Source organism: Neobacillus sp. BP17, from assembly GCF_059579525.1.
Genome location: NZ_CM184198.1, coordinates 306278 through 330576, shown reverse-complemented (window position 1 = coordinate 330576; position 24299 = coordinate 306278). Strand labels below are relative to the sequence as shown.

The 24299-nt window shown below is 39.1% G+C and carries 23 protein-coding genes; all 23 read right to left on the bottom strand.

The window, feature by feature from the left end:
* Window positions 1-4 precede the first annotated feature (4 nt).
* Window positions 5-562 carry a DNA/RNA non-specific endonuclease gene (locus AC4QJR_RS01690; protein ID WP_496526592.1) on the bottom strand — a complete coding sequence of 186 codons (558 nt, stop codon included), beginning with the start codon at window positions 560-562 and terminating at the stop codon, window positions 5-7.
* A 1295-nt stretch (window positions 563-1857) separates the two neighbouring features.
* Complete coding sequence (locus AC4QJR_RS01685) at window positions 1858-2106, bottom strand: hypothetical protein (protein ID WP_496525073.1); 249 nt, start codon at window positions 2104-2106, stop codon at window positions 1858-1860.
* A 197-nt stretch (window positions 2107-2303) separates the two neighbouring features.
* Complete coding sequence (locus AC4QJR_RS01680; RefSeq protein ID WP_496525072.1) at window positions 2304-2696, bottom strand: UCP033725 family protein; 393 nt, start codon at window positions 2694-2696, stop codon at window positions 2304-2306.
* A gap of 53 nt (window positions 2697-2749) precedes the next feature.
* Window positions 2750-3214 carry a UCP033725 family protein gene (locus AC4QJR_RS01675; protein WP_496525071.1) on the bottom strand — a complete coding sequence of 155 codons (465 nt, stop codon included), beginning with the start codon at window positions 3212-3214 and terminating at the stop codon, window positions 2750-2752.
* Window positions 3215-3389: 175 nt separating this feature from the next.
* Complete coding sequence (locus AC4QJR_RS01670; RefSeq protein WP_098576706.1) at window positions 3390-3638, bottom strand: hypothetical protein; 249 nt, start codon at window positions 3636-3638, stop codon at window positions 3390-3392.
* A gap of 32 nt (window positions 3639-3670) precedes the next feature.
* Window positions 3671-3916: an Imm59 family immunity protein gene (locus AC4QJR_RS01665; RefSeq protein WP_098576705.1), complete on the bottom strand. Its 246-nt coding sequence runs from the start codon at window positions 3914-3916 to the stop codon at window positions 3671-3673.
* Window positions 3917-4014: 98 nt separating this feature from the next.
* Window positions 4015-5916 (bottom strand): TNT domain-containing protein, encoded by a 1902-nt coding sequence (locus AC4QJR_RS01660; protein WP_496525070.1) that lies wholly within the window; start codon window positions 5914-5916, stop codon window positions 4015-4017.
* Window positions 5917-5920: 4 nt separating this feature from the next.
* The gene (locus AC4QJR_RS01655; RefSeq protein WP_375377366.1) at window positions 5921-6247 is read right to left on the bottom strand and encodes a hypothetical protein; all 327 of its coding nucleotides are present in this window, start codon (window positions 6245-6247) and stop codon (window positions 5921-5923) included.
* Window positions 6240-6950 carry a DUF5081 family protein gene (locus AC4QJR_RS01650; RefSeq protein ID WP_496525069.1) on the bottom strand — a complete coding sequence of 237 codons (711 nt, stop codon included), beginning with the start codon at window positions 6948-6950 and terminating at the stop codon, window positions 6240-6242. The genes AC4QJR_RS01655 and AC4QJR_RS01650 overlap by 8 nt, the downstream gene beginning before the upstream one ends.
* Window positions 6947-7246 (bottom strand): WXG100 family type VII secretion target, encoded by a 300-nt coding sequence (locus AC4QJR_RS01645; protein ID WP_496525068.1) that lies wholly within the window; start codon window positions 7244-7246, stop codon window positions 6947-6949. The genes AC4QJR_RS01650 and AC4QJR_RS01645 overlap by 4 nt, the downstream gene beginning before the upstream one ends.
* The gene (locus tag AC4QJR_RS01640) at window positions 7233-7637 is read right to left on the bottom strand and encodes a chorismate synthase (RefSeq protein WP_496525067.1); all 405 of its coding nucleotides are present in this window, start codon (window positions 7635-7637) and stop codon (window positions 7233-7235) included. Before AC4QJR_RS01640 ends, AC4QJR_RS01645 begins: the two co-directional genes overlap by 14 nt.
* Window positions 7630-12168, bottom strand: a complete 4539-nt coding sequence (gene essC, locus AC4QJR_RS01635) for a type VII secretion protein EssC (RefSeq protein WP_496525066.1) — start codon at window positions 12166-12168, stop codon at window positions 7630-7632. Before essC ends, AC4QJR_RS01640 begins: the two co-directional genes overlap by 8 nt.
* Before the next feature lie 11 nt (window positions 12169-12179).
* Entirely contained in the window at window positions 12180-13361 is a 1182-nt protein-coding gene (gene essB / locus AC4QJR_RS01630; RefSeq protein ID WP_496525065.1) for a type VII secretion protein EssB, read from the bottom strand.
* Between the two features lie 64 nt (window positions 13362-13425).
* Window positions 13426-13677 (bottom strand): EsaB/YukD family protein, encoded by a 252-nt coding sequence (locus AC4QJR_RS01625; RefSeq protein ID WP_496525064.1) that lies wholly within the window; start codon window positions 13675-13677, stop codon window positions 13426-13428.
* 13 nt (window positions 13678-13690) lie between these two features.
* Window positions 13691-14203, bottom strand: a complete 513-nt coding sequence (gene essA / locus AC4QJR_RS01620) for a type VII secretion protein EssA (RefSeq protein WP_496525063.1) — start codon at window positions 14201-14203, stop codon at window positions 13691-13693.
* Window positions 14178-17534, bottom strand: a complete 3357-nt coding sequence (esaA, locus tag AC4QJR_RS01615; protein WP_496525062.1) for a type VII secretion protein EsaA — start codon at window positions 17532-17534, stop codon at window positions 14178-14180. Before esaA ends, essA begins: the two co-directional genes overlap by 26 nt.
* 222 nt (window positions 17535-17756) lie before the next feature.
* The gene (locus AC4QJR_RS01610; RefSeq protein ID WP_026565218.1) at window positions 17757-18053 is read right to left on the bottom strand and encodes a WXG100 family type VII secretion target; all 297 of its coding nucleotides are present in this window, start codon (window positions 18051-18053) and stop codon (window positions 17757-17759) included.
* A gap of 465 nt (window positions 18054-18518) precedes the next feature.
* Window positions 18519-19535 carry a tripartite tricarboxylate transporter substrate binding protein gene (locus AC4QJR_RS01605; RefSeq protein WP_496525061.1) on the bottom strand — a complete coding sequence of 339 codons (1017 nt, stop codon included), beginning with the start codon at window positions 19533-19535 and terminating at the stop codon, window positions 18519-18521.
* A 24-nt stretch (window positions 19536-19559) separates the two neighbouring features.
* Window positions 19560-21074 (bottom strand): tripartite tricarboxylate transporter permease, encoded by a 1515-nt coding sequence (locus tag AC4QJR_RS01600; protein ID WP_496525060.1) that lies wholly within the window; start codon window positions 21072-21074, stop codon window positions 19560-19562.
* Window positions 21075-21091: 17 nt separating this feature from the next.
* Window positions 21092-21556: a tripartite tricarboxylate transporter TctB family protein gene (locus tag AC4QJR_RS01595; protein ID WP_375377377.1), complete on the bottom strand. Its 465-nt coding sequence runs from the start codon at window positions 21554-21556 to the stop codon at window positions 21092-21094.
* Window positions 21556-22272, bottom strand: a complete 717-nt coding sequence (locus tag AC4QJR_RS01590; protein ID WP_496525059.1) for a FadR/GntR family transcriptional regulator — start codon at window positions 22270-22272, stop codon at window positions 21556-21558. Before AC4QJR_RS01590 ends, AC4QJR_RS01595 begins: the two co-directional genes overlap by 1 nt.
* Window positions 22265-23326, bottom strand: a complete 1062-nt coding sequence (locus AC4QJR_RS01585; protein ID WP_496525058.1) for an Ldh family oxidoreductase — start codon at window positions 23324-23326, stop codon at window positions 22265-22267. Before AC4QJR_RS01585 ends, AC4QJR_RS01590 begins: the two co-directional genes overlap by 8 nt.
* Window positions 23327-23346: 20 nt before the next feature.
* Entirely contained in the window at window positions 23347-24294 is a 948-nt protein-coding gene (locus AC4QJR_RS01580) for a hydroxyacid dehydrogenase (protein WP_496525057.1), read from the bottom strand.
* Window positions 24295-24299: the final 5 nt, after the last annotated feature.

Below are 24299 nucleotides of genomic sequence, written 5' to 3'. Positions count from 1 at the left end.
CGAATCAACTCCCCGCACCATTTCTAATCATCTTCTCAAATATCCCTTTTCCTTCTATTTCATAGACTATCTCAAAAAAACTTGGTCTTAGTGAACTTCCTGAATAAACCGGCTCAATTTTTACAGATACTTTTTTCGGTGGAATTTCTTTCAAAGCTTTTGCCCATTCCTTCTCCACTTTATACCACTCTCCACCCGAGCGATTGATTTGTCTATTCTGAGCAATTAAATTGTCAATATCTCCAGATCCATGGAATTGGGTTCCTATCAAGTGCCCGCCATCGTCATCCAATAGCCTGTCTTCTCGGCCCGCTGCCACTTGCATTCCAGGTTTTCGTGTTCCTTTTAGAAGTATTAATTCTTCCGCCTCAACATCTACTATTCTACCAAGTTCATCTGTTGTATATTTATACTCCTCCTCAGTAATGTAGCGTACGTTAGGTAAAAGTTCTTTCCTTCCATTTTTCCCTTTTATAATATGTTTCCCAAAATCATTCTCTTTTATTTCAGTTATCTTATTAAACTCACTAACTTGATCCGAGCCCTTAGAAACACCTTTAATATTAACACCGTCAATCCTGCTAAGCACATCTTTTAACTTTATCTCCAATGAATGAGTATTCTCAGCCGGCAAACGTACCTTCCCAATATCACCTAAACCTTCTATCGCCAAGCCCATTCTCCGCGGCGGGGTCAAGTTTTTCGCTTGGGTGATTGCTGAGTCTACTACTCTTCCTGCTTCCAATGTATCTTTTGTCAGCTTATTGTTGAGTATATTCGTTCCATCTTTTATTGCTGCCGAAGCACTTTTCAAACGTGTAACTGTTAGCTGACCAGCAGTTTTTACCATGTGATCGATATGAGTCATTCCTTGATGGATACTCCCTTTAACTCCTGTCCGCAATCCGATTGTTCCGATACTCTCCCCAAGATGGGCGAGACGGACCGTGCTTGAGAATTTCGTTAACCCGCTGACACCGGGAACAATATCTAATGGAGCCAATAGTCCGCGGAACCACCTCTCCGATGTCCCTAGCTCTCGGCCTGACACCCAGTCCTTGCCGGAAACAGCTGAACTAATTTCCATCGCACCATAGGCTGCCCCTAAGGCCATACCTGCCGGAGGACAGATGAGTGTCGTCCCTACAATGACAACTAACGCCCCAATTTGCACCCAAAATTCTTTGTTTTCTTGCTGGTTCCGAATCGATTCATACTCATAGGCACGTGTATTTAAAACGGCTTGTTGATATTCTTCTTGCGAGAAATCCTGGTCTGAATTAAGTTCTTTCCATGCATCGTATTCAAGCTTCATTTGATTAGCATAGTAATTATCAACGCTAAACAAATCATCCAAGCTAACTTCCGTTTTAGGAACTTCAAACGATTGAGCAGGTCCGTAACCTGCATAGACATGCTGAGTCTCTGTCATTCCAACTCGATTAGTAGTCGTATAGTTGGAAATCGTTAAATCCCGCATCGCTTCAACAAATGCATCCATATCTTCGTAGAACGGCTGATCAATTGTTCGATCGACAATCTCCCCAACCTTCCCGGTAAAGCTATGTAATACCTCAAAATCTTCAAACAATCCTTGGTACTTGCTTTTTTGACTGTTGTGCTGAAAGGAGATGACCCCTTCAATATCATATTTCGCGATATCAGACACAGCATCCTCTAAATTATCACTTAGATCTTTCAGCGTATCAATCATCCCTTTACCCCAGCGACGCAGGCTGATTAAATCGCCAATCCCGTCTTTCATCTTATCCCAATCAGACGGGATATATTTTACATCCATTTGATCATACCCCCGTTTGAATTAGACCCTCTCTCGCTAACTCATAAAAGAGTTATTTATTTTAATCTTTCATGTATGCCTACTAGGTTATAAAGTTTATCATAAGCAGTATTTTCATCTTCTGCTTTAAAAATAATCGATTTAAAGCTTCTCTCACCGGTTTCATATACTTTCCAAATTCTATCCTCACCGTCATAATAACATCCGAGGACAAAGGAAGCTTCTGTATTGCAATCCTCAATCTGATATGCACCAATATTAGGATTTTCATTTGAAATCTTATTTAAAAATTCATTTTTTGTCATAATTCTATTCACTCTCTTATTTAATGGTATAATATTTTTTCAGTTCTCAATCTTTTAATAAAATTGTCAAGCGCATCACTTTGGGAGCTCCCGCGGAAATAGAAATCAAACGCGACGGTAAGCATGTTCACTTTATTATGACTGGGGAAAAAATTGCGCTATTGATTGGAAAAAAAGTAAATCCCTCACCACAATATTTATAAATCTTCTGGATTAATAGCTGTTTTTTCTTCCATGAGTTTTACCTTACTTTTAGACACCCATCCAAGCCATGTATCACGATCTACTCTTGGTAGATTTAAATCATTTCCAATAAGTAAAGAGAATGCCGCCACTTGGTACTCATTTCCTTTTTTCTGTAAAATTTGGACTTTCTCCCCTTGGATAATTCCATAAAGGGCAATACTCACACAATCCACTAATTCGCTTGGATCTACTATTTTTGAATATACCCCAGTATTATAAAGATCTTCAAATGTACTATCAATTTTTCCCTTTTCTTCAGTTATAATCTTAATATTATTGTCCATATCCACAGTTATTTCATACTCAGTTCCTCTGTACTTACCATATATTCCTGACTTCAACATTACATTCACCTCTATCTGAGCTTTTCTCGATTCATCCCTTTATTCAAATCCACTTATTCATACTTCTCGTTATCTATTACGTATGACTCCTCCAATGTCACTTCTTTTCTAGTATTTGTTTTCCTCAAATAATTCTCTTTAACATAAATAAGTTGATAATCATCATTCGGGCCAAGTCTTTTCGTAAAAAGATCTCTATCTTGATAGTCCAGATTACATTCTCTTCCTATATTAGAATCGACTGTAACAATTTCTATCTCTTTACTATCCTTGAAATGACCAACAACATAGAATTCATAATTCTTATATCGGGCCATAAAATACTCACGAAATAGCTCTGTTACATCTTCCATACTTACTTCTCTTACATATAAATCTTTAGTATATGCCGACATCGCGGGCCTAAAATCTATTTCTTTTCGGTGTGAAAATAATTTAATTTTTCTTACTTCCCCTGCAACTCTATTAATGGAAGCTTGATATTTTTTATTTTTATAAATAGCAACCTCTCTATTCACATACCCACTCCAATTTTAATAGTTATAAAAAAACTGCTACTTTTTGGCAGATTCTCCAAGTTATCTCATTGAAATTATAAAAAGGATTCAAAGCTCATTTGACTTTGAATCCTGGATTTATATCTTGTATCTTCCTAAACGATACGAAAAACCATAGCCTCTTAAAATTATGTTTTTATATTAGACTACGTTTCCTTCTACTTTCTGTAATACTATACATTAAATCAAATATTTCTTCTTCTGATCCTCGTTGAACGATATCCAAATCTTGTCGTTCACCTATCATATATATTTCCCAAAAATCCCCTTCTCTAAAACATCCTATTGTATAAGGTACATTTGAAACCATACCTATAACAATTTGCAATTCATTTAAATTTATGTTTTCTTTTTCGACTCTTTTTTCGTATTCTTCATTAGTCACTTTTTAACCCCTATAAAAAAAGAATAATAAATTTATTGAAACAATATTTTTTCCGTTCTCAATCTTTTAATAAAATTTTCAAGCGCATCACTTTCATTATCAAATACAGTTATGGAACCTTGGACAACACTAGCTCTCTCATCGGTTACATATACTTCCCAATTATTATTATTACCACTTATCCCTACTTCATTTTCTCTTAAAGGATGATCATTATACCAATTAAAACGTTGCAGCCCTTCATTTTTTATTATTTCCTTTGCTTCTTCATTCGTCATATCATGTCCTCCTTAGGATAACTTTAAGGTTAGTTAAATTATAGTTTATAAATTATTAGTAATTACTATAGCAATGGATTCCTTACCTTAAATTAGTATCACTTAACTTCCTTTAACAGTCCCAATTCTTCTAACCATCCTACAGGTAATGGAAGTTCATATTGTATTCCTCCACCTGACGACCCAAAACCTTCTGCAATTCCCCCTTGATGTGTAACTAATTTACTGTAATCCCCATTATAATATCTTAGTACCTGAGCTTCTATTTTTAATTTCAGTTGAGGATTGTTACACTTAGCAACATATTCCTCTAGCTTTGAAAAATCGCCCGTTACTTCATATTGATGATATTTTGAGAGGTCTTCTAAATATGGTAATGATCTTTGGTCATAAGTGAATGGAGTACCTTCTGGTACAGGTGAAGTGTATCTGCCATTTGCAGGTCCATATCTATCAAGGGTTTCAGCAGGTTTGGGCACATATACTTCTTTAATTGCATTCCCATCAGCATCAAGTACATAGCCTCCATTTGGAACCTCAGACCATTTGATTGAACCGTCCTCATTTAAAACTCCTGGATTCTTAGGTATTTGTATATCTTCCGGCCATTTTCCAGTTTTTAAATATTCCTCGGCATAGTTTGTATTAGAGTAACTATCATTATTCTTTAAATATTTATATAAATCTTCCTGTGAACAAGTAGTTTCTGTTAATAAGGTATCAACAGTTTTAATACCTTCCTTAGGACTACTCTTACCGAGATTAACACCATCAATCTTGCTCAACACATCTTTCAGCTTATTCTCAACCGCATGAGTATTCTCAACAGGGATTCGAACCTTTCCAACATCGCCAGCATCGTCAATTGACAAGCCCATCCGCCGCGACGGGGTAATGTTTTTCGCCTTTGTTATAGCAGAATCCACGAATCTTCCTGCTTCCAGTGTATCTTTTGCCAGTTTATTTTTCACCACATTGGTTGTATCTATTATTGCCGATGACGCACTCTTCAAACGTGTGACCGATTGCTGGCCAGCGGTTTTTACCATGTTATCGATATGATTCATGCCTTGCTGGATACTCTCTTTAACTCCTGTCCGCAATCCGATCGTTCCGATATTCTCCCCTAGATGGGCAAGACGGACCGTGCTTGAGAATTTTGTTAACCCACTCACACCAGGAACAATATCCAATGGAGCTAACAGTCCACGAAACCAGCGCTCCCCTGTCCCCAGCTCCCGACCTGACACCCAGTCCTTACCTGACACAGCTGTACTCAATTCCAGCGCCCCATAAGCAGCCCCTAATGCCAAGCCTGCTGGAGGACAAATAATCGTCGCCCCCACAATAACGGCCAACACCCCGATTTGAACCCAAAATTCCTTGTCTTCTTGTTGGTTACGAATCGATTCATACTCAAAGGCACGCGTATTTAGAACACCTTGTTGATATTCTTCTTGCGAGAAATCCTGGTCTGGATTAAGTTCTTTCCAGGCATCGTATTCAAGTTTCATTTGTTCTGCATAATAATTATCTCCACTAAACAAGTCATCCAAGCTTACTTCCGTTTTAGGAACTTCAAACGATTGAGCAGGACCGTAACCTGCATAGACATACTGAGTCTCTGTCGCCCCGACTCGATTCGTCGTCGTATAGCTGGAAATCGTTAAATCCCGCATCGCCTCGACAAAGGCATCCATATCTTCATAGAAAGGCTGATCAATTGTGCGGTCAACAATCTCTCCGACCTTCCCGGTAAAGTTGTGTAAAATCTCGAAGTCTTCAAATAATCCCTGGTACTTGCTTTTTTGACTGGTGTGATGAAAGGTTATGACCCCGTCACTATCATAGTTCGCGATATCAGACTCAGCATCCTCTAAATTATCACTTAGATCCTTTAGGGTATCAATCATGCCTTTGCCCCAGCGGCCAAGGCCAATTAAATCGCCAATGCCGTCTTTCATCTTTTCCCAGTCTGGTGGGATATATTTTACATCCATTCAATTATACCCCCAGTTTCGCAATGATTTGCTCAGCAATCGCTTCGTCTGCCTGCATCATCGTATTTAGGATATCAATCACCAACGCAGCCGCTCGGGAGTAGTTGTCATATAAATCCATTACTTTCTGATTCGCCTCCGCATATACTTCCATGGCTTTTTTTGCTTTTCCTTCTGTGTAATAATCAAGACTTCCGAGCTTTTCAATATTCGGGGCGGCATTAGTCTCCAGTTCCGTAATAATTGCTTGTAATAAGGTGAAAATTGTTGTCATCTCATCAGGATTTACATTGATGAGCAGGCTGGAACCGCCCCCATCAGCTTTAAGCATATGACTTCTCCTCCTTATAAGGGAAATCTATTTCGTCAAATAGGACCTTCAAAAACCAATATTGACTAGCATGGTAATATTTTTTATTTACCGTATCGACCATGATTAACTTTTCGTCTTTCGTAAAGATGAGCCACTGCTGATAATAGTGCCAATTAAATCGGTCTTTATGTTCTTCCTTAAGATGGAAGAATTCTAAATTCATAAACATCTCTTCCGGCTCAAAACACTCTGTCTCGCGTCTTTCTTGATTGGATAATTCTTTTTTTAGGAACGCTTTTTCCATTTCAACCGGTTCTCTTACAATCACCGGAAATTGTTCACTTAACATTTTTAGAAGTGTTGCTTTAGAGGTGATACGTAACTGATAAGACCCTTGTCTCTCCAACTCTACCAGCACAATAACCTCGTCTCTTTCACGTTCACGGAAGGCAAAGAGAAGATTATTGATACGAACGTATTTCTGACTTTGATGATAAAATTCTATGGTTTGGATAATTAGTGCACCTGATCTTGTTATCTTTCCCTCCGGTGTGATGATTTTCTTCTCAATCAGCCGGTCATGGGCCTCTTTAAAGACTTCTTCGCCTTTTAATTGGTAAACTTCTTTCTCAGGTAAACCAAAAAGAACATTCCCACCAAAAGCTGCCGCTAATAGGTATAATTCAGCCACTGAAAACGTATCTGTTGAACGTTCCATCATAAATTCTTCACTTCCCTTACTGAGCCGTCTTTAAGGAAATCATCGAAGTAGCCATCAAGGTTGTTTAACGCTGTTGTTTGTTTTGCGACGGCAGATTTTAGATCATGATGATATTTCTGAATGATTTCTAGATAACTTAAGAAGGAATCTCTAGATTTCCCGCTCCATTTAGCCGAATGCAGGTAAGAAATTAGTTGTTCACAAGATTCATAGGTTTGTTCAATCGATTGCTCTAACGCCTTCGCCGCAGCCTTCGCTTCATTTACCTTATCCCCATCAATTCTAACGGTCCCCACTGATCAATCGCTCCAATCTCTCTTGTAGCTCTTTCAATTCCTTTTCTCTTTTTACTCTTTCCGCTTCCGCCTCTTTAATGGCCAAATCCTTATAATGAACATATCGTTCATATGCCTTATTTTTCGCTGAAACTAGTGAACTCCGCTTTTCTTGATCTGCTTGAAAATACTGTTTTAACTTTTCCGTTACTTCTTCCCTGCTGGTTTCAAAATCATTTGAAGGTATATCTGAATGAGATAGATACGGAATCGTACCTAGATAGGAACTGTACGCTTGATTTGCTTCTGAAACCTTATGATCGTGTTCCGAAATGGCACTCTTGAGCTTTTCATATAGCTCATAATAATCATCTCTTTTTTTCTCCGTATCACTTTTAAACCAATCAAACATGGACATTCACTTCCTCTCTATTTACGTAAGGAGCCGCAATTTTGATTTTCTCTGCCTTGCCTTGTCTAATGTAGTAAGCTTCATAAGGAAGTAGGTTTTGCTCTTTATAAGGACGACTCAAGACCTCAAGGATGCTCTGATCCGTAATTCTTCCAATTAATATTCCCGCCTTTTGTTTCTTCACTGTTGTGGCGATATCGTCATATTGTCTTTCTAATGCGCCATGGGAAGCTCCGATCACAAAGTAAATTCCTGTTCTCGCACCCGTATCAATCAGATTAGCCAGCATCGATTGGCTCGTAAACGACATCGATTCGATGATGAATGAGACATCCGTGATAAAGACAATCATTGGGCGAATTTCCTTAAGGAAATCATTCCTTGTCGCCCGGCCGTCAGTAGCTGTTTGCACTTGACGGAAGGCATCTTCCCTGGTTTCAAATAATTGTTGGAGCCGTTCTACAAAGACATCCATTGTTTCTGCATGATCCGCGTAAAGATTCACATTTTCCTTATAAACTCTAAATCTCGAAGAAACATTATCGATTAATCCCACATCAATGTGCTGATTAATCGAGATACTGGAAATCAGTGTTAGATATGTTTGTTCAACAGCGTCCATGCGATCGCTTAAGATTAATGTGTTTTGATCTTCAATGACAGATAACTCCATTGGCTCTACATTTTCAAAATCGACAGCAAACGGGATACCGCCATTGTTTACGATCGCTTTCGTCTCTTGTTTTTCAATAAAAGAAGTAAACTCAATAACATCTGGAACCATAGGAATTGGTAATGGCAGTTCCCCATGCCAGGCATTCCGCATCTCTTTACTCTCTTCTTGTATCCGATTAATAATCGAGAGCGTGTCGTCACCTTTGACAGGTAATGCCGTTTGAAATAATGTTGGCTGTTCTAATTTAACCAAGCCTCTTCCAGGAACTTCTTCAATTTGTAAATCCGTTCTTCCCACAATATTACGAGACTCCATTCCATCAATCATAAATAAAGAGATTTGATGTTTAATATTGGCAAGAACAGGGGCTCTCAGCACACTCTGACGTCCCGCACTAATAGCCATATGAATTCCTACACTAACACCTTCCCTGGCAATCTGCGCAGCCATTTTTTCAAAATCATCACGATAGGCAGCATCACTAATGGAATCGAACGTATCAATAATTAAAAGAATAACTGGAACCTCTTCACCACTTACTTGTTCATACATTTGAATATTAGCGACACCATATTTACTTAATCGTTGCTTACGTTCTTTCAATTCCTGCTGCAGGCGGCGGAAAAGCTTTCCTAACTTTATCTCTTCATCCCCCATAATCGTGTCTGCTGTATGCGGAAGTTCCCTCAATGGCAGCAACCCATTCGTTCCGAGATCAATCAAATAGAAGTGGACTCGTTTAGGACTATGTTGTCTAGCAATATTCATGGCTACAGTTTGCAAAAAGGTTGACTTCCCATACCCTGGACTAGAAAAGACAGCCATATGACCATCCTTCGTAAGATTTAAGGTAAGTGGTTTTTGGGCCTGCATTTCCGGGAGATCTACAAAGCCAAAGGTCACCTCCAACGGTTTCTTGTCGCCATACCATGCCTCTTTGTAGTTCATCTCAGCAAAATCAGAAAGGAAAATCCGCTCTTCTAACGGCGGCAGCCATGGTCTAGGCAGATCCGCGATACGATTTTCCGCTGCATAGGCATGGATATAATCCACAACTGCATCCAGTTCGGTTGGAACCTTTGTTATCTCCTTCTTATTCGATAGACCACTTAAGTCATCCGAGAGGATGTCGTATTGTCCAAGCTCATTAATGGCATAAATGGTCGTATCCAGTAAGTCTTGTTCATTTTTATTCGGGATATAATCGGCACCGCTCCACGCACTTTGAAAAAGTTCATAGATTTCATTGTTCCCTACTTGTAAATAAGAACGGCCAGGCAGTGTAATATTCGCAGCATCCGGCGTTTTTAAGATTTCCATCGAATCACTGGCGTTTTGTACTTTGAGTGCAAGTTTAAATTTAGAGTTGGACCATATTTGGTCATCCACAACACCACTGGGTTTCTGGGTAGCCAGAATCAAATGAATTCCAAGTGAGCGGCCAATACGGGCTGTGGAAACCAGTTCTTTCATGAATTCAGGCTGCTCGGATTTGAGTTCGGCGAATTCATCTGAGATTAAGAATAAATGGGGCATTGGTTCACTTGCCTCACCTGATTTATAGAGCTTTTGATATTGATTAATGTGGTTGACATCATGCTCGCCAAATACACGCTGGCGCTTTTGTAATTCTGCTTTAATCGAAGCAAGTGCACGCATCGATTGCGTACCGTCTAAATTTGTAATCGTTCCTAATAAATGCGGGAGATCTTTAAATAAATTGGCCATTCCTCCGCCTTTGTAATCAATGAGCAAAAACGCAGCTTCATGCGGATGAAAGTTTACCGCAAGCGAAAGAATATACGACTGAATGATTTCTGATTTCCCAGAACCCGTTGTTCCCGCGATTAAACCATGCGGTCCATGTGCTTTTTCATGGAGGTTCAAATTGACAAGATCTTCTTTCCCCCGCAATCCTAGTGGAACAGCCAAGCTTTTATAGGTTTCATTTTTAGGCCAACGCCACTCAATACCGAGCTCCTCCACTTTCTCTACACCGTACATTTCGAGAAAAGTCACGCTTTCTGGTATTGAATTCTTTAGACTTTGCAGATGATTAAGCGATGCCAGCGCGCGAGAGAAATCTTCTTTATTAAAATCTTCCGGAAATTGATCCGGTGCGAATCTCCGATTGACCAATTCACCCTTCTCAAGAATCATCACTCCAGTTGAGGCATCACGAATATCAATGACCGTTTTCACATGTTCAGGAAGAGACTGCATAACATCTTGGACGAACACAAGTGAAACGCCTAATTCACTTGGGTCTTCATTAAAATATTCCATCACAGAATGATCCAAGATCATCTTTTCATCTGTGATCAGCACCACAAAGTGAGGAGTAAAATGCATTTTTTCACTCTTATTACTTTTCTCACTAATCGCGAGCTTGCGCGCTTTTAAGATCTGATAAAGTGAGTTAAGCACTTGATCACGGGATCTTTCGTGATAAACAAATCCCCTTACGTTTAGCTCTCGTAAACTAGCATGCGGGAGCCAGCGCATCCATTCCCATTTTCCCTTTTCTTCTTCCGGAAAGATCGTGACAAACTGCACATCATGGTAACTATGAAATAAAGACGTCTGCATCACCAGCATTTGTAGCTGTTCAAGCACGAGCGAACGCTGCCCGATGTATCCAACAGGTCCGTTTATAAGTGACGTCGCTGCCGGGACCTCCTCTAATGTGAGGTACTGAGCTCGAAGCTGGCGGGCTGCATCTACCAATTCATCCTTTACAAGGGTAAACTCCTCGATATTAAACTCAATCTCGAAGCTCGAATCAATCCGGCCCAATCCAAGACGATACATAAGAAAGTCATGATGTAAGCTGGTCTTTTCATACACGCGGGAATTCACTTTCATGGCCATATCCCGTAACTGCTGCACGTCTGGAAAATGATAATGGAGTGCATGCCGCTGCTCTTCACTTACCTGATATAATTGCTGTGTTTTTTGTTTCAAGTACTCTCGGTAGCTTGTATCCCGCTCTTTAATATCCATACTGTATTTCTTCAAACTTTTTAGATAGGATGTGATGGAAAAAATGACCGTGGTTACTGTCATGGCAAGCATAATGATGATATAAAACCCATTTGACATAAATAATGAAACCAATATCATTGCTGCAATCATCACCAGCGGCGGAACGATCACCCGTGCCAGTTGTTCACTCGGTTTTCCAGGCTTATTAGAGGGGTTAGCAATTTTTTGTTTTTCCTCAGGCTCACGGTAGATAATCCTTGGTGAACGATGATAATCAGGGTAATGACTGCCGAATTTCTGGTCAATGTCAAATAAACGAATTAATTTAGTTCCGATGATTGATTCTGCTCCGAGAATTTCAAGTTCGTCCTGGCCAAGCTTCATCATCATTCCTTCAAAAAAAAGCTGGTCTCCTGGTTCTAGCTGAACTACACCCTTTGTTCGAATATAATTGTGGTAAACCTCACCTTCAAAGACTTCAAGTTTAAAAGGATCTCCTAACTTCTCACGAATAAGTACAAAATCCAGTGTTTGGCTCTCGATTCTTACATCATCGTAATCATTAGCACCAAATGTAATACTAAAGTTTTGTGTTGTATCGTATACACACCTCTCAGTCTCTTCCATCAAATACATCCGGATGGCATCATTATGAGTGTTAAATGTAAGGCGTTCGTTTACCCGGAGCTGTTGTTTACCGATTGTGCACGCAACACCATCCCACATAATGGACAATCCTGGATGTAAATCGATAAATGTCATCGTATTGGAAAGATCATTTCCAACTGTTATTGTTTTTGGTTCATTTATCGTTAAATGGCATTTATGCAAATGATCTTTATAACTCAGAAGTAATAATCGTTGTGTCATCTTTCTCTCCCTCAGTTCTGCGGGTTTAGTATGGATTCCAGACCATATTTGTCAGCATATGTATCATATTGGTCTTGATATTTTTGAACTTTCTTTTCACGTGCTGTCCCACTTAAATCAGGGTCATTTTTTGCCTGCTCTATTTGCTTAATCAGTCCATACATAATTAATTGGGGATCATCAATATACTTTGCAAGATCGATAGACCTAGCAAAATCACCCCGGCCATTGTAAATCCAATACAATAAATAGTTAGGATCACTTTTTATACTAATATTTTTCAAGATTACCTCTTTCTGATCATCAGAAAGCTTTTCTGTTTTAATGAAGGAATACGCAAGAACATACTTACTCGTATCTGGTAATTTTTCTGGTGTTTGATCTTCTAAATCATTAATGACATTCCCATAATCTATAGATAAAAAATGACGATCTGCTTCGAGAAGATCTTTCTGGAAAGGTGTTTTTACAAAACTAAAATAGACGAGCGGCACAGACAATATAGCGACCAGTGCAATCATGCTAAAGGTTAATTGTTTATAAAGGCGAAACTTCCTTTTCGGTACATTTACTATGTTTTTTTCTAACTCCTGCTTTTCCTTAGTGTACTGTTCTTCCAAAAATTTGACTAAAGAAGTGAATTCCTGAAGTTCACCCACTTGACGTTCAAACGCAGAATCCTTGGCATTTGCTAATGAACCAGAATAGAGGTCATCGTAGGTATACTTTTTTGAAAATAATGCGATAATGATACATTTATATTGGAGAAAAAGTTTATCTTCGTTCAGTTCAAATGGGGGAATTAACTCCCGGATACCGCGAAACACGATTGATGGTAAAAGATTCTCATCAAAAATCAGATTGTCGGGATGTAAGAAGAAGGTCATGCGCGTGGTTAGGATTGTTCTGAATCGAGCAAGATTACACAAAAGGCGTAGTTTTTCTTTTCTGCTTAGCTTTTGTATGTCATCCCATGTGTGAGCCCGTGGATCGACTTCAAATGAGAAGGTAAACTTGTCGTCTCCTTCTTCAACGATTGCAGGAACGAATAAATCTGAGTCATGGTTAATTAAAGCCAATTGGCGTACATCTTTGACTCGTGTTTGGGATTTCGGCAAGTCGAGCTGCCATTTATTATTAAGAATGAGAAACTTGTATGTCATGGACTCCAATTGGATGCTTTTTTCATTCATGGGTTCTAACTCCTTTTAAGAAACAGGCGCTATCTTCCCATCAGATAGGCCTGTTTCTTTATACTTATAAGACTAGTAAAAGGTCTCCATTGGTTACCGGGTAATCGATAAGCCGGTCGTCATCTGCCAATAAGAGTTCCTTATTAGAGAGCTTTACTGCAAATAGAGGTGCTCTAGCAAGATCCAGATTTAAGGATTCGACCAAGTTCACCAGCAGTTGTTTTATCGGTTGATGAGCAGGGATTCTTACGTCATATTGCCCTTGGCCCCATCTGCTAAAATCAACGGTCACGTTAACATGTGTTTGACTAGGCATGATGTTCCCTCCTTTAACCGTGCATTTTTCTCATCATTGTCAAAAAACCGCCGCAGCCAATCACGACCATTCCTAAAAATGCCGTGATTGTTTTAGTGTTTAGAAAACCATCATGTTGATCATCCAGCTCGTTCTGGGCGGAAGCTGTATTATATTGAACGGAATAATCACTTGAAAACAATGCTGATTCGGTTTGCTTCAAGGTAATATCAGACTTACTCGGCGTAACAAAAAGCCCTTGTTGTAAATCGGAAGTAGATTGTTCCAGTTCGATTTGTTTCGTTTTAAAGGCAGTCTGAGTTTGTTCTTTGAACAGGTCAGGTGCCAATCTTTCCAATTCTGTTTCTTGATAATCCTGAGTGTCTAATGTCTTCCTATCAACTGCATCTTGGCCAATCCGATCCGTTTGTAATCGGATTTTCCCGCTATGGTCAAGGGTTTCATCTGCTAAAGGCTGGAGTGAGAACATCATTAGAAAGCCTGCAAGAACAGCGATAACGCTAAAGAGCTTCACTAATTCCTTCATGATGAACCTCCTCGCTTTTAACGGACCGATTAGTGACAAACAAATGACCAACTATGCTGACAACAGTTAAGGCTGCTAAGCCAAAAATAATCCACTTCGTTTCAGCTGTTCCACTTCCAAAGTTCATTAATAACGTCTCAATGTATTGCAAAGGTGAGTAGTCTCTTAATGCCGCAGCGGCAGAGAATTGATCAAAGTGACGCCCGAGCGCCTCTGTTAGGAATAAATAGAGGCTCAAAATCACCAAAAGGATAAACATACCGGCCATTTTCAACTGCCGTAATAAATATGATGCTACCAAGAGCTGTGTGACCATAATTAACGTGATTAAACTGGTCCATTGCAGGAACTCCCCTTCACTCATTTGCAGCATATAGGCAGACAGCAGCCCCATTACGATTCCCTCGATGAGACCAATACTTACCGTTATAATGGTAAGCGGTATATTATTGACGACTACAGATTTTTCACCTGCAAATGTATCATCTTGTTGACGTTTTCGCTCATGATTAGAGAGAACATAAGCGGTAAATAACGCGACAATAAAACAAATCAAAACAACAAAGTAGGGTGTAAAGGTATCACCTGCAGCGATGACTCCAGCATTCTTGGTTTCGACCGGATTTGAAAGAAAGCTTAACAACTCTTCATTCGGACGGTCACCTATGCGGCTATTGGCCAGCACTCCTGCGAAATTGCCAGCAAAGTTTTGATCCTCTGCCAATTTAGTTGTTAAATTATTCGAAAGGTCCCCGGCCTGTTTTACTAAATTCGTACCACTGGCTTGAATTTCCTTCGCTTGTCGATCGATCGTATCGAAGGTTCGATACACCGAATCAGCGGAAGCTAAATTAGACTTTGACTGATCCGCAAGGGATTGACTTGCAGCAATCAGCGAGTTAAATTCATTTCCTATCGATAAAACGATCTGTTGTTCTTCATCCCCATTCAGTAAAACCTTTGCTTGCTCCGTTTGTAAATTAAGACTAGCTTCACGCCATGCTCCCAAATCTTTTAACGTCTCTGAAAGATTCGTATTTAAAGTTTCTGCTTGTGCCGTTGTTTCCTTTATCTTTTCCGACATTTGCGCTGCATTTTGATTGGCATTATCAACTAGCAGCATATATTCATCTATTTTGCCTTTTACATCTTCTGTTTGACCGCGAATTTCCTCTGTAATTTGTTCAGCAACATAAGCGGCTAATACATCCACAATGTCTTGCTTATTAAATAAATAATAAAGAGAATCTACTGTTGCCATTTCGGTAAGATTGGTTTGATTCAAATCATTTACTAGGTCCGGACGATTAAATAACTCCATGCCCATGCCAAAGTATAAATTATACAGCGTCATTAACTTATGGAAATCACTGACGGTATCACTGGAAGCATTGATTAGAACATTGGTTGAGTCCCCAGTGAGAGGTGACATCACTTGGTGGGTAATATGATTATTTAAAATTTCCAATCTCTCAATAATACTTTCGTTATCATTGTCATTTGATTGAGTCACGTTTTGTGTATCGACCGGCTTTTCATCACTTGTACCTTCGCTCGGCTCTTCAGCTGCGACTGTCAATTCACTTTCTTCGGACGGTACGGATGGATTTGATTCTTTTTCAAGTTTAGCTGAATTTGCCTGTGTTGTTTGCGGTTGTTCTGGCTGTTCTGGTTGATCTGGCTCTTCTGGTTGATCTACATCGGTAATATCTTTCTGATAAAGTTCCCAACTCCATGTAATCGGCTGGAATACATCAAGGATTGCATCCATATTATGAAGTGCCACATTAACTTTCACAGTAAATTGCCCTTTATCTGTTGAAGGCAGTTTAATTTTATCTTTATGGAGAAATGGCTCAGTATAATCCATTTCCTCGCTATTTGGTAATGTTAATAACACTCTCTTAATCTCAAATTCTTTTGGAATCGAAAGGGTAAATTCCTGCCCGTTCTTTTTATTTTTATCCAAGTGTACGGTATCTGACAGAGTTACCCCCTTTGTCATTAAATCACTTTTTAATTGTTCTACCGTTTTTGACAAAGGTATCCCATTTGCAACGCGATTGGGAGTATAACCAAACTCTTGATTGTATTTATTGGTTACAGCTATGACATTTTTCAGCTGTGTAATCGTTTGATTACTTAAGCCTAAGCCGTCTAAATCCTTACTATCCATTGTCGGCAATTGATCGATTTGCTTCTGTAATGTTTCCCGAGCATTTTTATCTGGAGCCGCAAACATATGATTTAAGGATACATTTTGCTCCTTACCGGAACTATTTTTTATCTCGCTTTTAAGCTTGTCGGTAATTGCTTGCTGCATATCTGATGCCAATGTTTCCGACAGCTCTGTATTCATTTGATCCATTTTATCCTTCGTGTTCTTTAAGTATGTTTGAAGGGCAACTGATTCAGTTAATATTGTCGCGGATTGATCATCATTTTTGTGAAACTGATCGTTAATCGCCTTATTGGCTGACGTTAAATAATCTAATTGCTGCATGACATCGCCATGATTCATTTCACGATCTAACATATTAAGCCGACCGGAGAACTCTTTAGTTAAAAGGCCATTTGCTGCTTTAAATTTCGTAAAATCCACTAGGCTGGATTGGTAGGTATGACTCGCGGTTACATCCTCACCCAAACTAGTTGAGAACCCTTTTAATAGATCCTGTAAGCCCGTAAAACTCTCTTTCGATATCACTGTGTTACTCTCAACTGCTCCAAACTGATTGGTGTAACCGGCTAAGGGATGATGGATGGATTGATTATAGAAGTTCGTATATACTTGCTCCTTATTTACCAATGTACCAATATTGTCCTGAGCATCATGTAAATTGCCGATGACACTGGCAAAATAGACATCAATAATTTGGCGGTTAAAATCTCCTAAGATAGTGCTCGCCGTTTTCTCGGCTTTTGCTTTTATATTGCTGTTTTCCGAAGCATTAATTTTGTAGTTCAATACCACCTGTTCTGGCGATTTCGAATCAATTGATAATGCCTTTTCTGTAAAATCATTCGGAATGACAATTATCATGTTGTAGACATTCCGCGCAAGGCCGCTTTCAGCGACTCCACGGCTGACAACATACCAGTCATGTGTATCATCTTTCTCAATGTTCTTGATGAATTCAGCACCGAATTCATAGTTCTTATCATTAAATTGAGCACCTTGATCCTCATTAACCAATGCTACAGTCATTTTCTGCTCATCAGTACTGGCTTTGCTATTTGAAACTTGATTCAATGCCAGATAAGAGATGCCCGAAGATAATGCAAGGATTAGAACTATAAATAACAAGGCACCCCGCTCAATCCTTTTCATTTACTCAACCCCTGAAATTTTTAATAGTAATAAAGAAATGATTTCTATTTTTATATAAAAACAAATTAATATGTTGGGAATTTTTTAAATTTGCATTTTACGACAAATAAAGAATAAAAGCCACACAACGATTGTCGCGTGGCTTTTGATTTATTGGGAACTAGTCCCGAATGACTTATTCCACTGATCCAATGTTAATCTTCCAGATGTCAGGCAATCGGATTAATTAAGCCCAAAATTTTGTGATAATTGCTCATCTTGTTGAGCAACTGCATCCGCTGTCTTGTTCAATTGTGTGTTGATTTCTTGCATCAATTGAGCAAAATTTTGTACCTTTGGCTTCAATTGGTTAAACTGATCATCGAATCTTTGGAAGGCACGGCCTTCCCATTCACCACGAAGTTCATTTTGTAAATTTGTTAAGTCTCTTAAAATTTGCTCAATTTGTTGTGAACTTTGCCCATAGCGAGTTGCTTTAGCTTTTAACTCTGCTGGGGTCATACGAATTTGTCCAGCCACTTGTTCTCCATCTCCTCTACCTATAGTTTGCCCTAGAATCGATTTATCACTTTTTCCAGACCAATATCACTACGTTGGAAGTATATTCCTATCTATTTTTTATCATAGGTTCATACAACATTCAAATCACCCCGGATTGGAGTAGGCTTTTTTCTAGTACTTTCTTTCTATTTATTTTTGAAATTAGGGATTTTTAGGAGGAACATGTGAAAAATATAATTCTTTCTCATCAAGACAATGGGTTGGTTTTTAAGCGAAAATTAAGGGAATATAAAAAATCGTAGAACTTTTTGCCTGTTTTCGGGAATGAGTTGGGTTCCTTGTCCAGTTCCAAATACACAAACTTTACTTGACAAGAAAACGTAATAGATTGGCATTTTGATGTTAAGAAGTGAAAAAAGAGGCTTCTCAAAAATTGTATTAATGAGAGGCCTCTCTATGTTTTTCATGTGAACACCGATGGGTTTATTTCCGGATCCCAGTCGTCTTAGCTAATTGCGTATATTTTTCTGTTTCCTCTTTGACAGCTTTCGTAAAGTCTTTAGAGTTTAAGTAAGATGGCTCCAGTTTAATTTTCTCTATTTCTTTTAAGAATTGCTCATCCTTTTCCATTTTTGCTATAGCAGAATCCCACTTTTTCACAATGTCATCAGGAGTGCCCGCGGCAAAGGATAATCCGGCCCACCATTTCACTGTCAATCCTTTATATCCTTCCTCCTCCACTGTGGGAACCTCTGGGAAAATTGGACTCCGTTCTGACGATTGAACTGCTAGTAGTTTAATTTTTCCTGACTCTGCAAGAGAATACAATTCTCCCACCGTGTGTACAGCTAAAACGACGTGACCCCCTGCTACTTTTGCTGCTGAGTCACTCGCACCTTCGGATGAAACCATATTCGTTTTTTTATAATCTACACCAATAGAATCAAGCCATTCGGCAACACCAAAGGCTGAAAAACCTGCTGGTCCTACGCTTGCCCACGTTAATTTTTCAGGATTTTTCTTAACCCACTCTGTAAATTCTTTAAAACTCTTCCACTGGGCATCTGATTTTACAGCATAAGCTAATGTTCCTTCCGCAACCCGGGAAGTAAATTTATTATCTTTTGCTGTTAATATTGGATTTGAATTTCCTGCTTCATACATGGTTGTTGCAGAGTTATTATTCACTAGCACAGTATAACCATCCGCTTTAGCTTCTTTTAGTGCATATTGAGCCCCAATTATTCCGCCGCCGCCTGGCTTGTTGGTAACTACAACAGGTTGCCCCCATTCTTTGCTCAAATGTTCGGCTACGGCTCTAGCTGCTAAATCCACACCGCCACCTGCTGCAAATGGAACAACCAGTTCGATTTGTCTTGTTGGATAGGAATCCGCCTTCTTTTCACTAACCGATGCAGTTTTAGTATCGTTAGAGCAGCCCGTCAAAAATACCATTAAGAGCAATAAAGTAGAAAAAATGGCAGAATAAAACTTCTTCATATTAGTACCTCTCATTCTATATTATTAAAATTCCATCTGGCCGCCTGTCTCCTGCATGATACGCTTTTTTGTCCGTTTCATTAAAAAGATAGAGATGATCATTAATACCCCTGCTAATAGAAGTAATGTTAATGAAATGGGCCTTTGGAAAAAGATCAACAAATTTCCTGATGATATTTCAAGCGATTGAATAAATGAACTTTCCATTTTTGGACCTAAGACTAAACATAAAACAAAAGGGATAATGGGCCACTGATATTTATGAAACAGATATCCTAGTATTCCAAAAATTATTGCTACAATCACATCAAACATACTGTTTCGAACAGAGTAAGCGCCTAATACACTAACCATCAAAATCAAAGGACCTAAAATCCCAAAGGGCACCTCTGTAAGTTTTGCCCATAGGCCAATCAATGGGAGATTTAAGATAAGTAGAATAATATTTCCAACGAACATACTAGCAATAACCGTCCACACCAGCTGGCTATTTTGTTCAAAAAGAACTGGTCCTGGCGTTAATCCATAGATCATTAATGCCGCTAATAAAATAGCTAGAGGTGGTGATGCCGGAATACCTAGTGCTAACAAGGGGATGAAACCTCCAGAACTTGTTGCATTATTGGCGGATTCTGGACCTGCGACCCCTTCGATCGCACCTTTGCCAAATTTTTCTGGGTTCTTTGAAACCTTTTTTTCCAAGTCATAGGAAAGGAAAGAAGTAATTGTTGCCGATACTCCTGGTAAAATTCCTAGAATAAAACCAAGCAGGCTTCCTCTTAGGATAGGAAATAAACTCGTTTTCATATCCGCCTTATTTGGATAGGCATTTTTTATTTTTTCATGTTTTATGCTAACCCGTTTTTCCTCAAGTCCTTTTAACACTTCTGTTATGGCAAATAATCCAATAATCACGCTAATCATTTCGAATCCGCCAGTCAGAGCACCCACCCCAAAATTAAATCTTGGCATACCACTTGAAATGCCAATCCCGACCAACGAGATTAAAAACCCAAACAAGCCCATAATCATTGACTTCGCAAAAGAGTAGCCAGTTAAATTGAATAAAATCAATAAGGCAATGAGCATTAAGGTAAAGTACTCCGGCGGTCCAAACTTTAACGCTTGATCTGCCAAGATAGGAGCAAATAAAACAAGACCAATTAGTCCAATTATTCCTGCAATGAAGGAGCCTATGGCAGCAACACCAAGTGCCGCTCCCCCTCTCCCCAATTTTGCCATTGGGTATCCATCCAAGGTGGTGGGTACGGAAGAGGCTTCGCCAGGTATGTTCATTAAAATGGCCGTCGTAGATCCCCCATACATGGATCCATAATATATTCCTGCCATCATCATAATTCCTTGTGCAGGATCAAGAATAGTTGTCATTGGCAAAAGGATGGCAATTGCTGATGTTGGTCCAAGTCCTGGAAGAACTCCGACAAGTGTTCCAAGCAGCGAACCCAATACTACAATCAATAGATTGAAAGGGGTAAGGACTTCAGTCAGTCCATGTAAAAGATACATGATGGATTCCATTTCTATACTTCCCCCTTCTAAAAAGGTAAATTGTTACTCGGAAAGGGTGTTTTCAACAAGACAATAAATAATAAGTACAAAGCAGTAGTAAGGACTACCGAGATAAGTATTGAGAAAATCCACCGATAATTTCCGATTATTTTAATCATGTATATAAACGTAATCATTGTACTGAAAAAATAACCAATGTATTCGATTAAAAGACAATAAATAAATAAGCTGCCGATAGATACAATCATTATAAAAGCGGTTCTTCCTCTAGGCAGGACAGGTTTAGTCTTCTCTTTGCTCGTTCGTTCAAATAGAAGGATTCCTCCAGCGATAACAAGGAGAACACCTATTAATCCGGGAAAAGTGTGGTCCCCAGTCAGTATTTTGTTTCCATAGGGATAAAGTCTAATAGATTCAACGATGGACAAACACCCTAAAATGATTGAGATAATGGCACCAATTCTGTCCGGAGAAATAAACTTTATTTGCATTAGATCTCTCCTTCCTGTGTTCCAACTTTTAACGTCTGTTCAACACTTTCTAAATGTTTCTCCATATACTCTCTTGCTTTTTCAGCATTACGTGCTTTTATCATTTCTGCTATTTTTACATGTTCATTCCAAGAATATTGGATACGTTCTGGTATTTTAGCTGTTTCCTTTCTCATAGATCGGAGCTGCCCAGTAAGATTTATCATCATGCGAAGTGCTAATGCATTATGTGAAAGTTTTAGGATTATTAAATGGAATTCCTGGTCTCTTTTTGACAAACTTGACCTTTCTACTTTATCCGCCTTTATCAGCTGGATAGTGTCTACCACATACTGATATAATTCATTTACCTGCTTATCAGATGCTCTCTCGACTGCCCATACCACCGCTTGTGTTTCAATAAGTTTTCTAATTTCAAACAAATCCGCAAATTGGTCGGTCCTAACAAACAAATGATCGGTCAATGAATGCAAATTACTATTTTCATTCATTACGAAAGCACCTTGTCCGTGCTTGATCTCGATTAATCCCAATGTCGAGAGAATTTTATAGGATTCTCTTATTGTGTTTCTGCTTACATTAAGCCATTGTGACAGCTCCCTTTCAGCTGGCAATTTTTCTCCCAGCTTTAATTCTCCACTTTTGATGAGACGCTTAAATTCCTCCACAATCTTACTTGGAACAGTTGAACGATCAAACTTTAGTTGCTTAAACATCAAATCCACCGGGAATATCCAATTTGAACTTTTCTGCAAGGGCCTTTAATTCTTTTCTAACTTCAGCGGATAAAATAATGCCTGACTCCAATCTTTCATTGTACGACTTTTCCCTGCGTTCTCCTGGATAAAGAATCGACTCGACTCCTTCTTTTTTAGGACTATCCTTGATTTGAGATAACATGGTTTTCAACGTTTCTGAAAAATTATGGAGCGGAAGGAACTTTTCAATGTCAATCAAGAGAAAGAAATGGCCAACGTTTGCTATGTCTTGCGAATCTTCATATATACTGTTTACAGTTGGACCATATGCTGCTCGTGTTAAAATTCCTGAAAGAATCTCAACAGCAAGAGCCCAGCCGTATCCTTTTACTCCTCCGGAAGGAAGTACAGCCCCAAGTAAAGCCGCCTTTGGATCTTCGGTATCCTCCCCATGTTGATCGATGGCCCAGCCTTTTGGAATGGAGTTTCCTTCTTTAGCCGCAGAGATAATTTTTCCTCTTGCCACTACACTTGCAGACATATCGATGATACAATCGGGTTGATTATTTACAGGAAAGCCAAAAGCAATTGGGTTGGTGCCAAAAAATGCTTCTTTTCCTCCCCAAGGCGGTATTCCTGGTGGAGAATTGGTCATAACAATGGTTGCCAGACCTTCTTTACAGCCTAATTGACAGTAATAAGAAGCAGTGCCAAAGTGATTGCTATTTCTGACTCCAATGGCAGCGATTCCTGTTTCTTTTGCAAGAGCTATACCTTCTTTTAAAGCGTGATAAGCAACTGCCTGTCCCAGACCATTGTCACCATCTACAGATAAGACCGATAACGCCTTTTTCTGAATCGAAATGGAAGGGGTCGGATTAATCCGTCCTTCCTCCATTCTTTTAGAATAAATAGCCAACCTGCTAATGCCATGGCTGCTGACCCCTTCCAGGTCTGCTCTCACTAAAGAGTCTGCCACAACACCTGCATCGGCCTGATTCACATGTTGACTTTTTAATACATTTACTATAAATTCTTTTAAATGCTCCGGTTGGTATATCACCAATGCCATCACTGCCTTTTAATTAACGATTATTTTACAACCATCAGGGAATCTACCCCTTTAAGAACTTTTACTACTTCCTCACAGATCATATTAGTAACTCTCTCTTGTGATTCCATTGTTAACCCGGCGATATGCGGAGTGATGATAATACGTTTATTGTTTAATAAAAAATGGTCAGGTTCCACAGGTTCTTTATCTAAAACATCTAAATAGGCTCCTGCAATTTCCCCTGATTCAACTGCTTCTAATAGAGCATGTTCGTTTACAATCCCGCCTCGAGATGTATTAATAAGAAAGGCCTCTTTTTTCATTAAATTAAATTCTGACGAACTAAACATCGAACGTGTATCTAGTGTTAATGGAGTGTGTATGCTAATGAAATCGGACTCGATAAGTAATTGATGAAATGGAATCTTTTCGATTCCTGTTTCGACAAACGGGAAACTTAAATCATGTAAATAGGGATCATAACCAACTACCTTCATACCAAATGCTAAGGCACGCTTCGCAAGCCTATGACCTATATCGCCAGTTCCAACTAAACCTAACGTTTTTCCGTATATCTCATTTCCAGTAAATCGTTGTCTGTTCCAATTCCCAATACTTACGTCTTCAGCCGCTCTAGAAAGTGACCGATTAGCATTCAAAATTGCGGACATTACGTACTCAGCAACAGAAATGGAGTTGGCATTTAGGGCAGAAATAATTTTAACTTTTCGCTGGTTCGCTGCTTGAAGATCAATATTATCAAGTCCCACTCCCAATCTACCAATTACCTTCAGCTTCTTTGCAGCAGAGATCACTGTTTGGTCAACGTTGGTTTGATTTCTGACTATTAAAGCATCAGCATCTATTATTTCATTAATTAACTTCTCTTTATTTGCCCATAAATCTGGGATCTCTATTACTTGTCCCATGATGTTTAGCAGAGAAATACCGGAAGAAGACATCTTTTCTGAAATAATTATTTTCATTTTCG

What these genes read in the sequence shown, in the direction of transcription:
- essC (WP_496525066.1), bottom strand. Translation starts at nt 12,168, where the DNA reads ATGACACAACGATTATTACTTCTGAGTTATAAAGATCATTTGCATAAA.
- AC4QJR_RS01585 (WP_496525058.1), bottom strand. Translation starts at nt 23,326, where the DNA reads ATGGCATTGGTGATATACCAACCGGAGCATTTAAAAGAATTTATAGTA.
- AC4QJR_RS01660 (WP_496525070.1), bottom strand. Translation starts at nt 5,916, where the DNA reads ATGGATGTAAAATATATCCCACCAGACTGGGAAAAGATGAAAGACGGC.
- AC4QJR_RS01605 (WP_496525061.1), bottom strand. Translation starts at nt 19,535, where the DNA reads ATGAAGAAGTTTTATTCTGCCATTTTTTCTACTTTATTGCTCTTAATG.
- AC4QJR_RS01595 (WP_375377377.1), bottom strand. Translation starts at nt 21,556, where the DNA reads ATGCAAATAAAGTTTATTTCTCCGGACAGAATTGGTGCCATTATCTCA.
- essB (WP_496525065.1), bottom strand. Translation starts at nt 13,361, where the DNA reads ATGAATGAAAAAAGCATCCAATTGGAGTCCATGACATACAAGTTTCTC.
- AC4QJR_RS01685 (WP_496525073.1), bottom strand. Translation starts at nt 2,106, where the DNA reads ATGACAAAAAATGAATTTTTAAATAAGATTTCAAATGAAAATCCTAAT.
- AC4QJR_RS01625 (WP_496525064.1), bottom strand. Translation starts at nt 13,677, where the DNA reads ATGCCTAGTCAAACACATGTTAACGTGACCGTTGATTTTAGCAGATGG.
- AC4QJR_RS01655 (WP_375377366.1), bottom strand. Translation starts at nt 6,247, where the DNA reads ATGCTTAAAGCTGATGGGGGCGGTTCCAGCCTGCTCATCAATGTAAAT.
- essA (WP_496525063.1), bottom strand. Translation starts at nt 14,203, where the DNA reads ATGAAGGAATTAGTGAAGCTCTTTAGCGTTATCGCTGTTCTTGCAGGC.
- AC4QJR_RS01665 (WP_098576705.1), bottom strand. Translation starts at nt 3,916, where the DNA reads ATGACGAATGAAGAAGCAAAGGAAATAATAAAAAATGAAGGGCTGCAA.
- AC4QJR_RS01640 (WP_496525067.1), bottom strand. Translation starts at nt 7,637, where the DNA reads ATGTTTGATTGGTTTAAAAGTGATACGGAGAAAAAAAGAGATGATTAT.
- AC4QJR_RS01650 (WP_496525069.1), bottom strand. Translation starts at nt 6,950, where the DNA reads ATGATGGAACGTTCAACAGATACGTTTTCAGTGGCTGAATTATACCTA.
- esaA (WP_496525062.1), bottom strand. Translation starts at nt 17,534, where the DNA reads ATGAAAAGGATTGAGCGGGGTGCCTTGTTATTTATAGTTCTAATCCTT.
- AC4QJR_RS01590 (WP_496525059.1), bottom strand. Translation starts at nt 22,272, where the DNA reads ATGTTTAAGCAACTAAAGTTTGATCGTTCAACTGTTCCAAGTAAGATT.
- AC4QJR_RS01680 (WP_496525072.1), bottom strand. Translation starts at nt 2,696, where the DNA reads ATGTTGAAGTCAGGAATATATGGTAAGTACAGAGGAACTGAGTATGAA.
- AC4QJR_RS01580 (WP_496525057.1), bottom strand. Translation starts at nt 24,294, where the DNA reads ATGAAAATAATTATTTCAGAAAAGATGTCTTCTTCCGGTATTTCTCTG.
- AC4QJR_RS01600 (WP_496525060.1), bottom strand. Translation starts at nt 21,074, where the DNA reads ATGGAATCCATCATGTATCTTTTACATGGACTGACTGAAGTCCTTACC.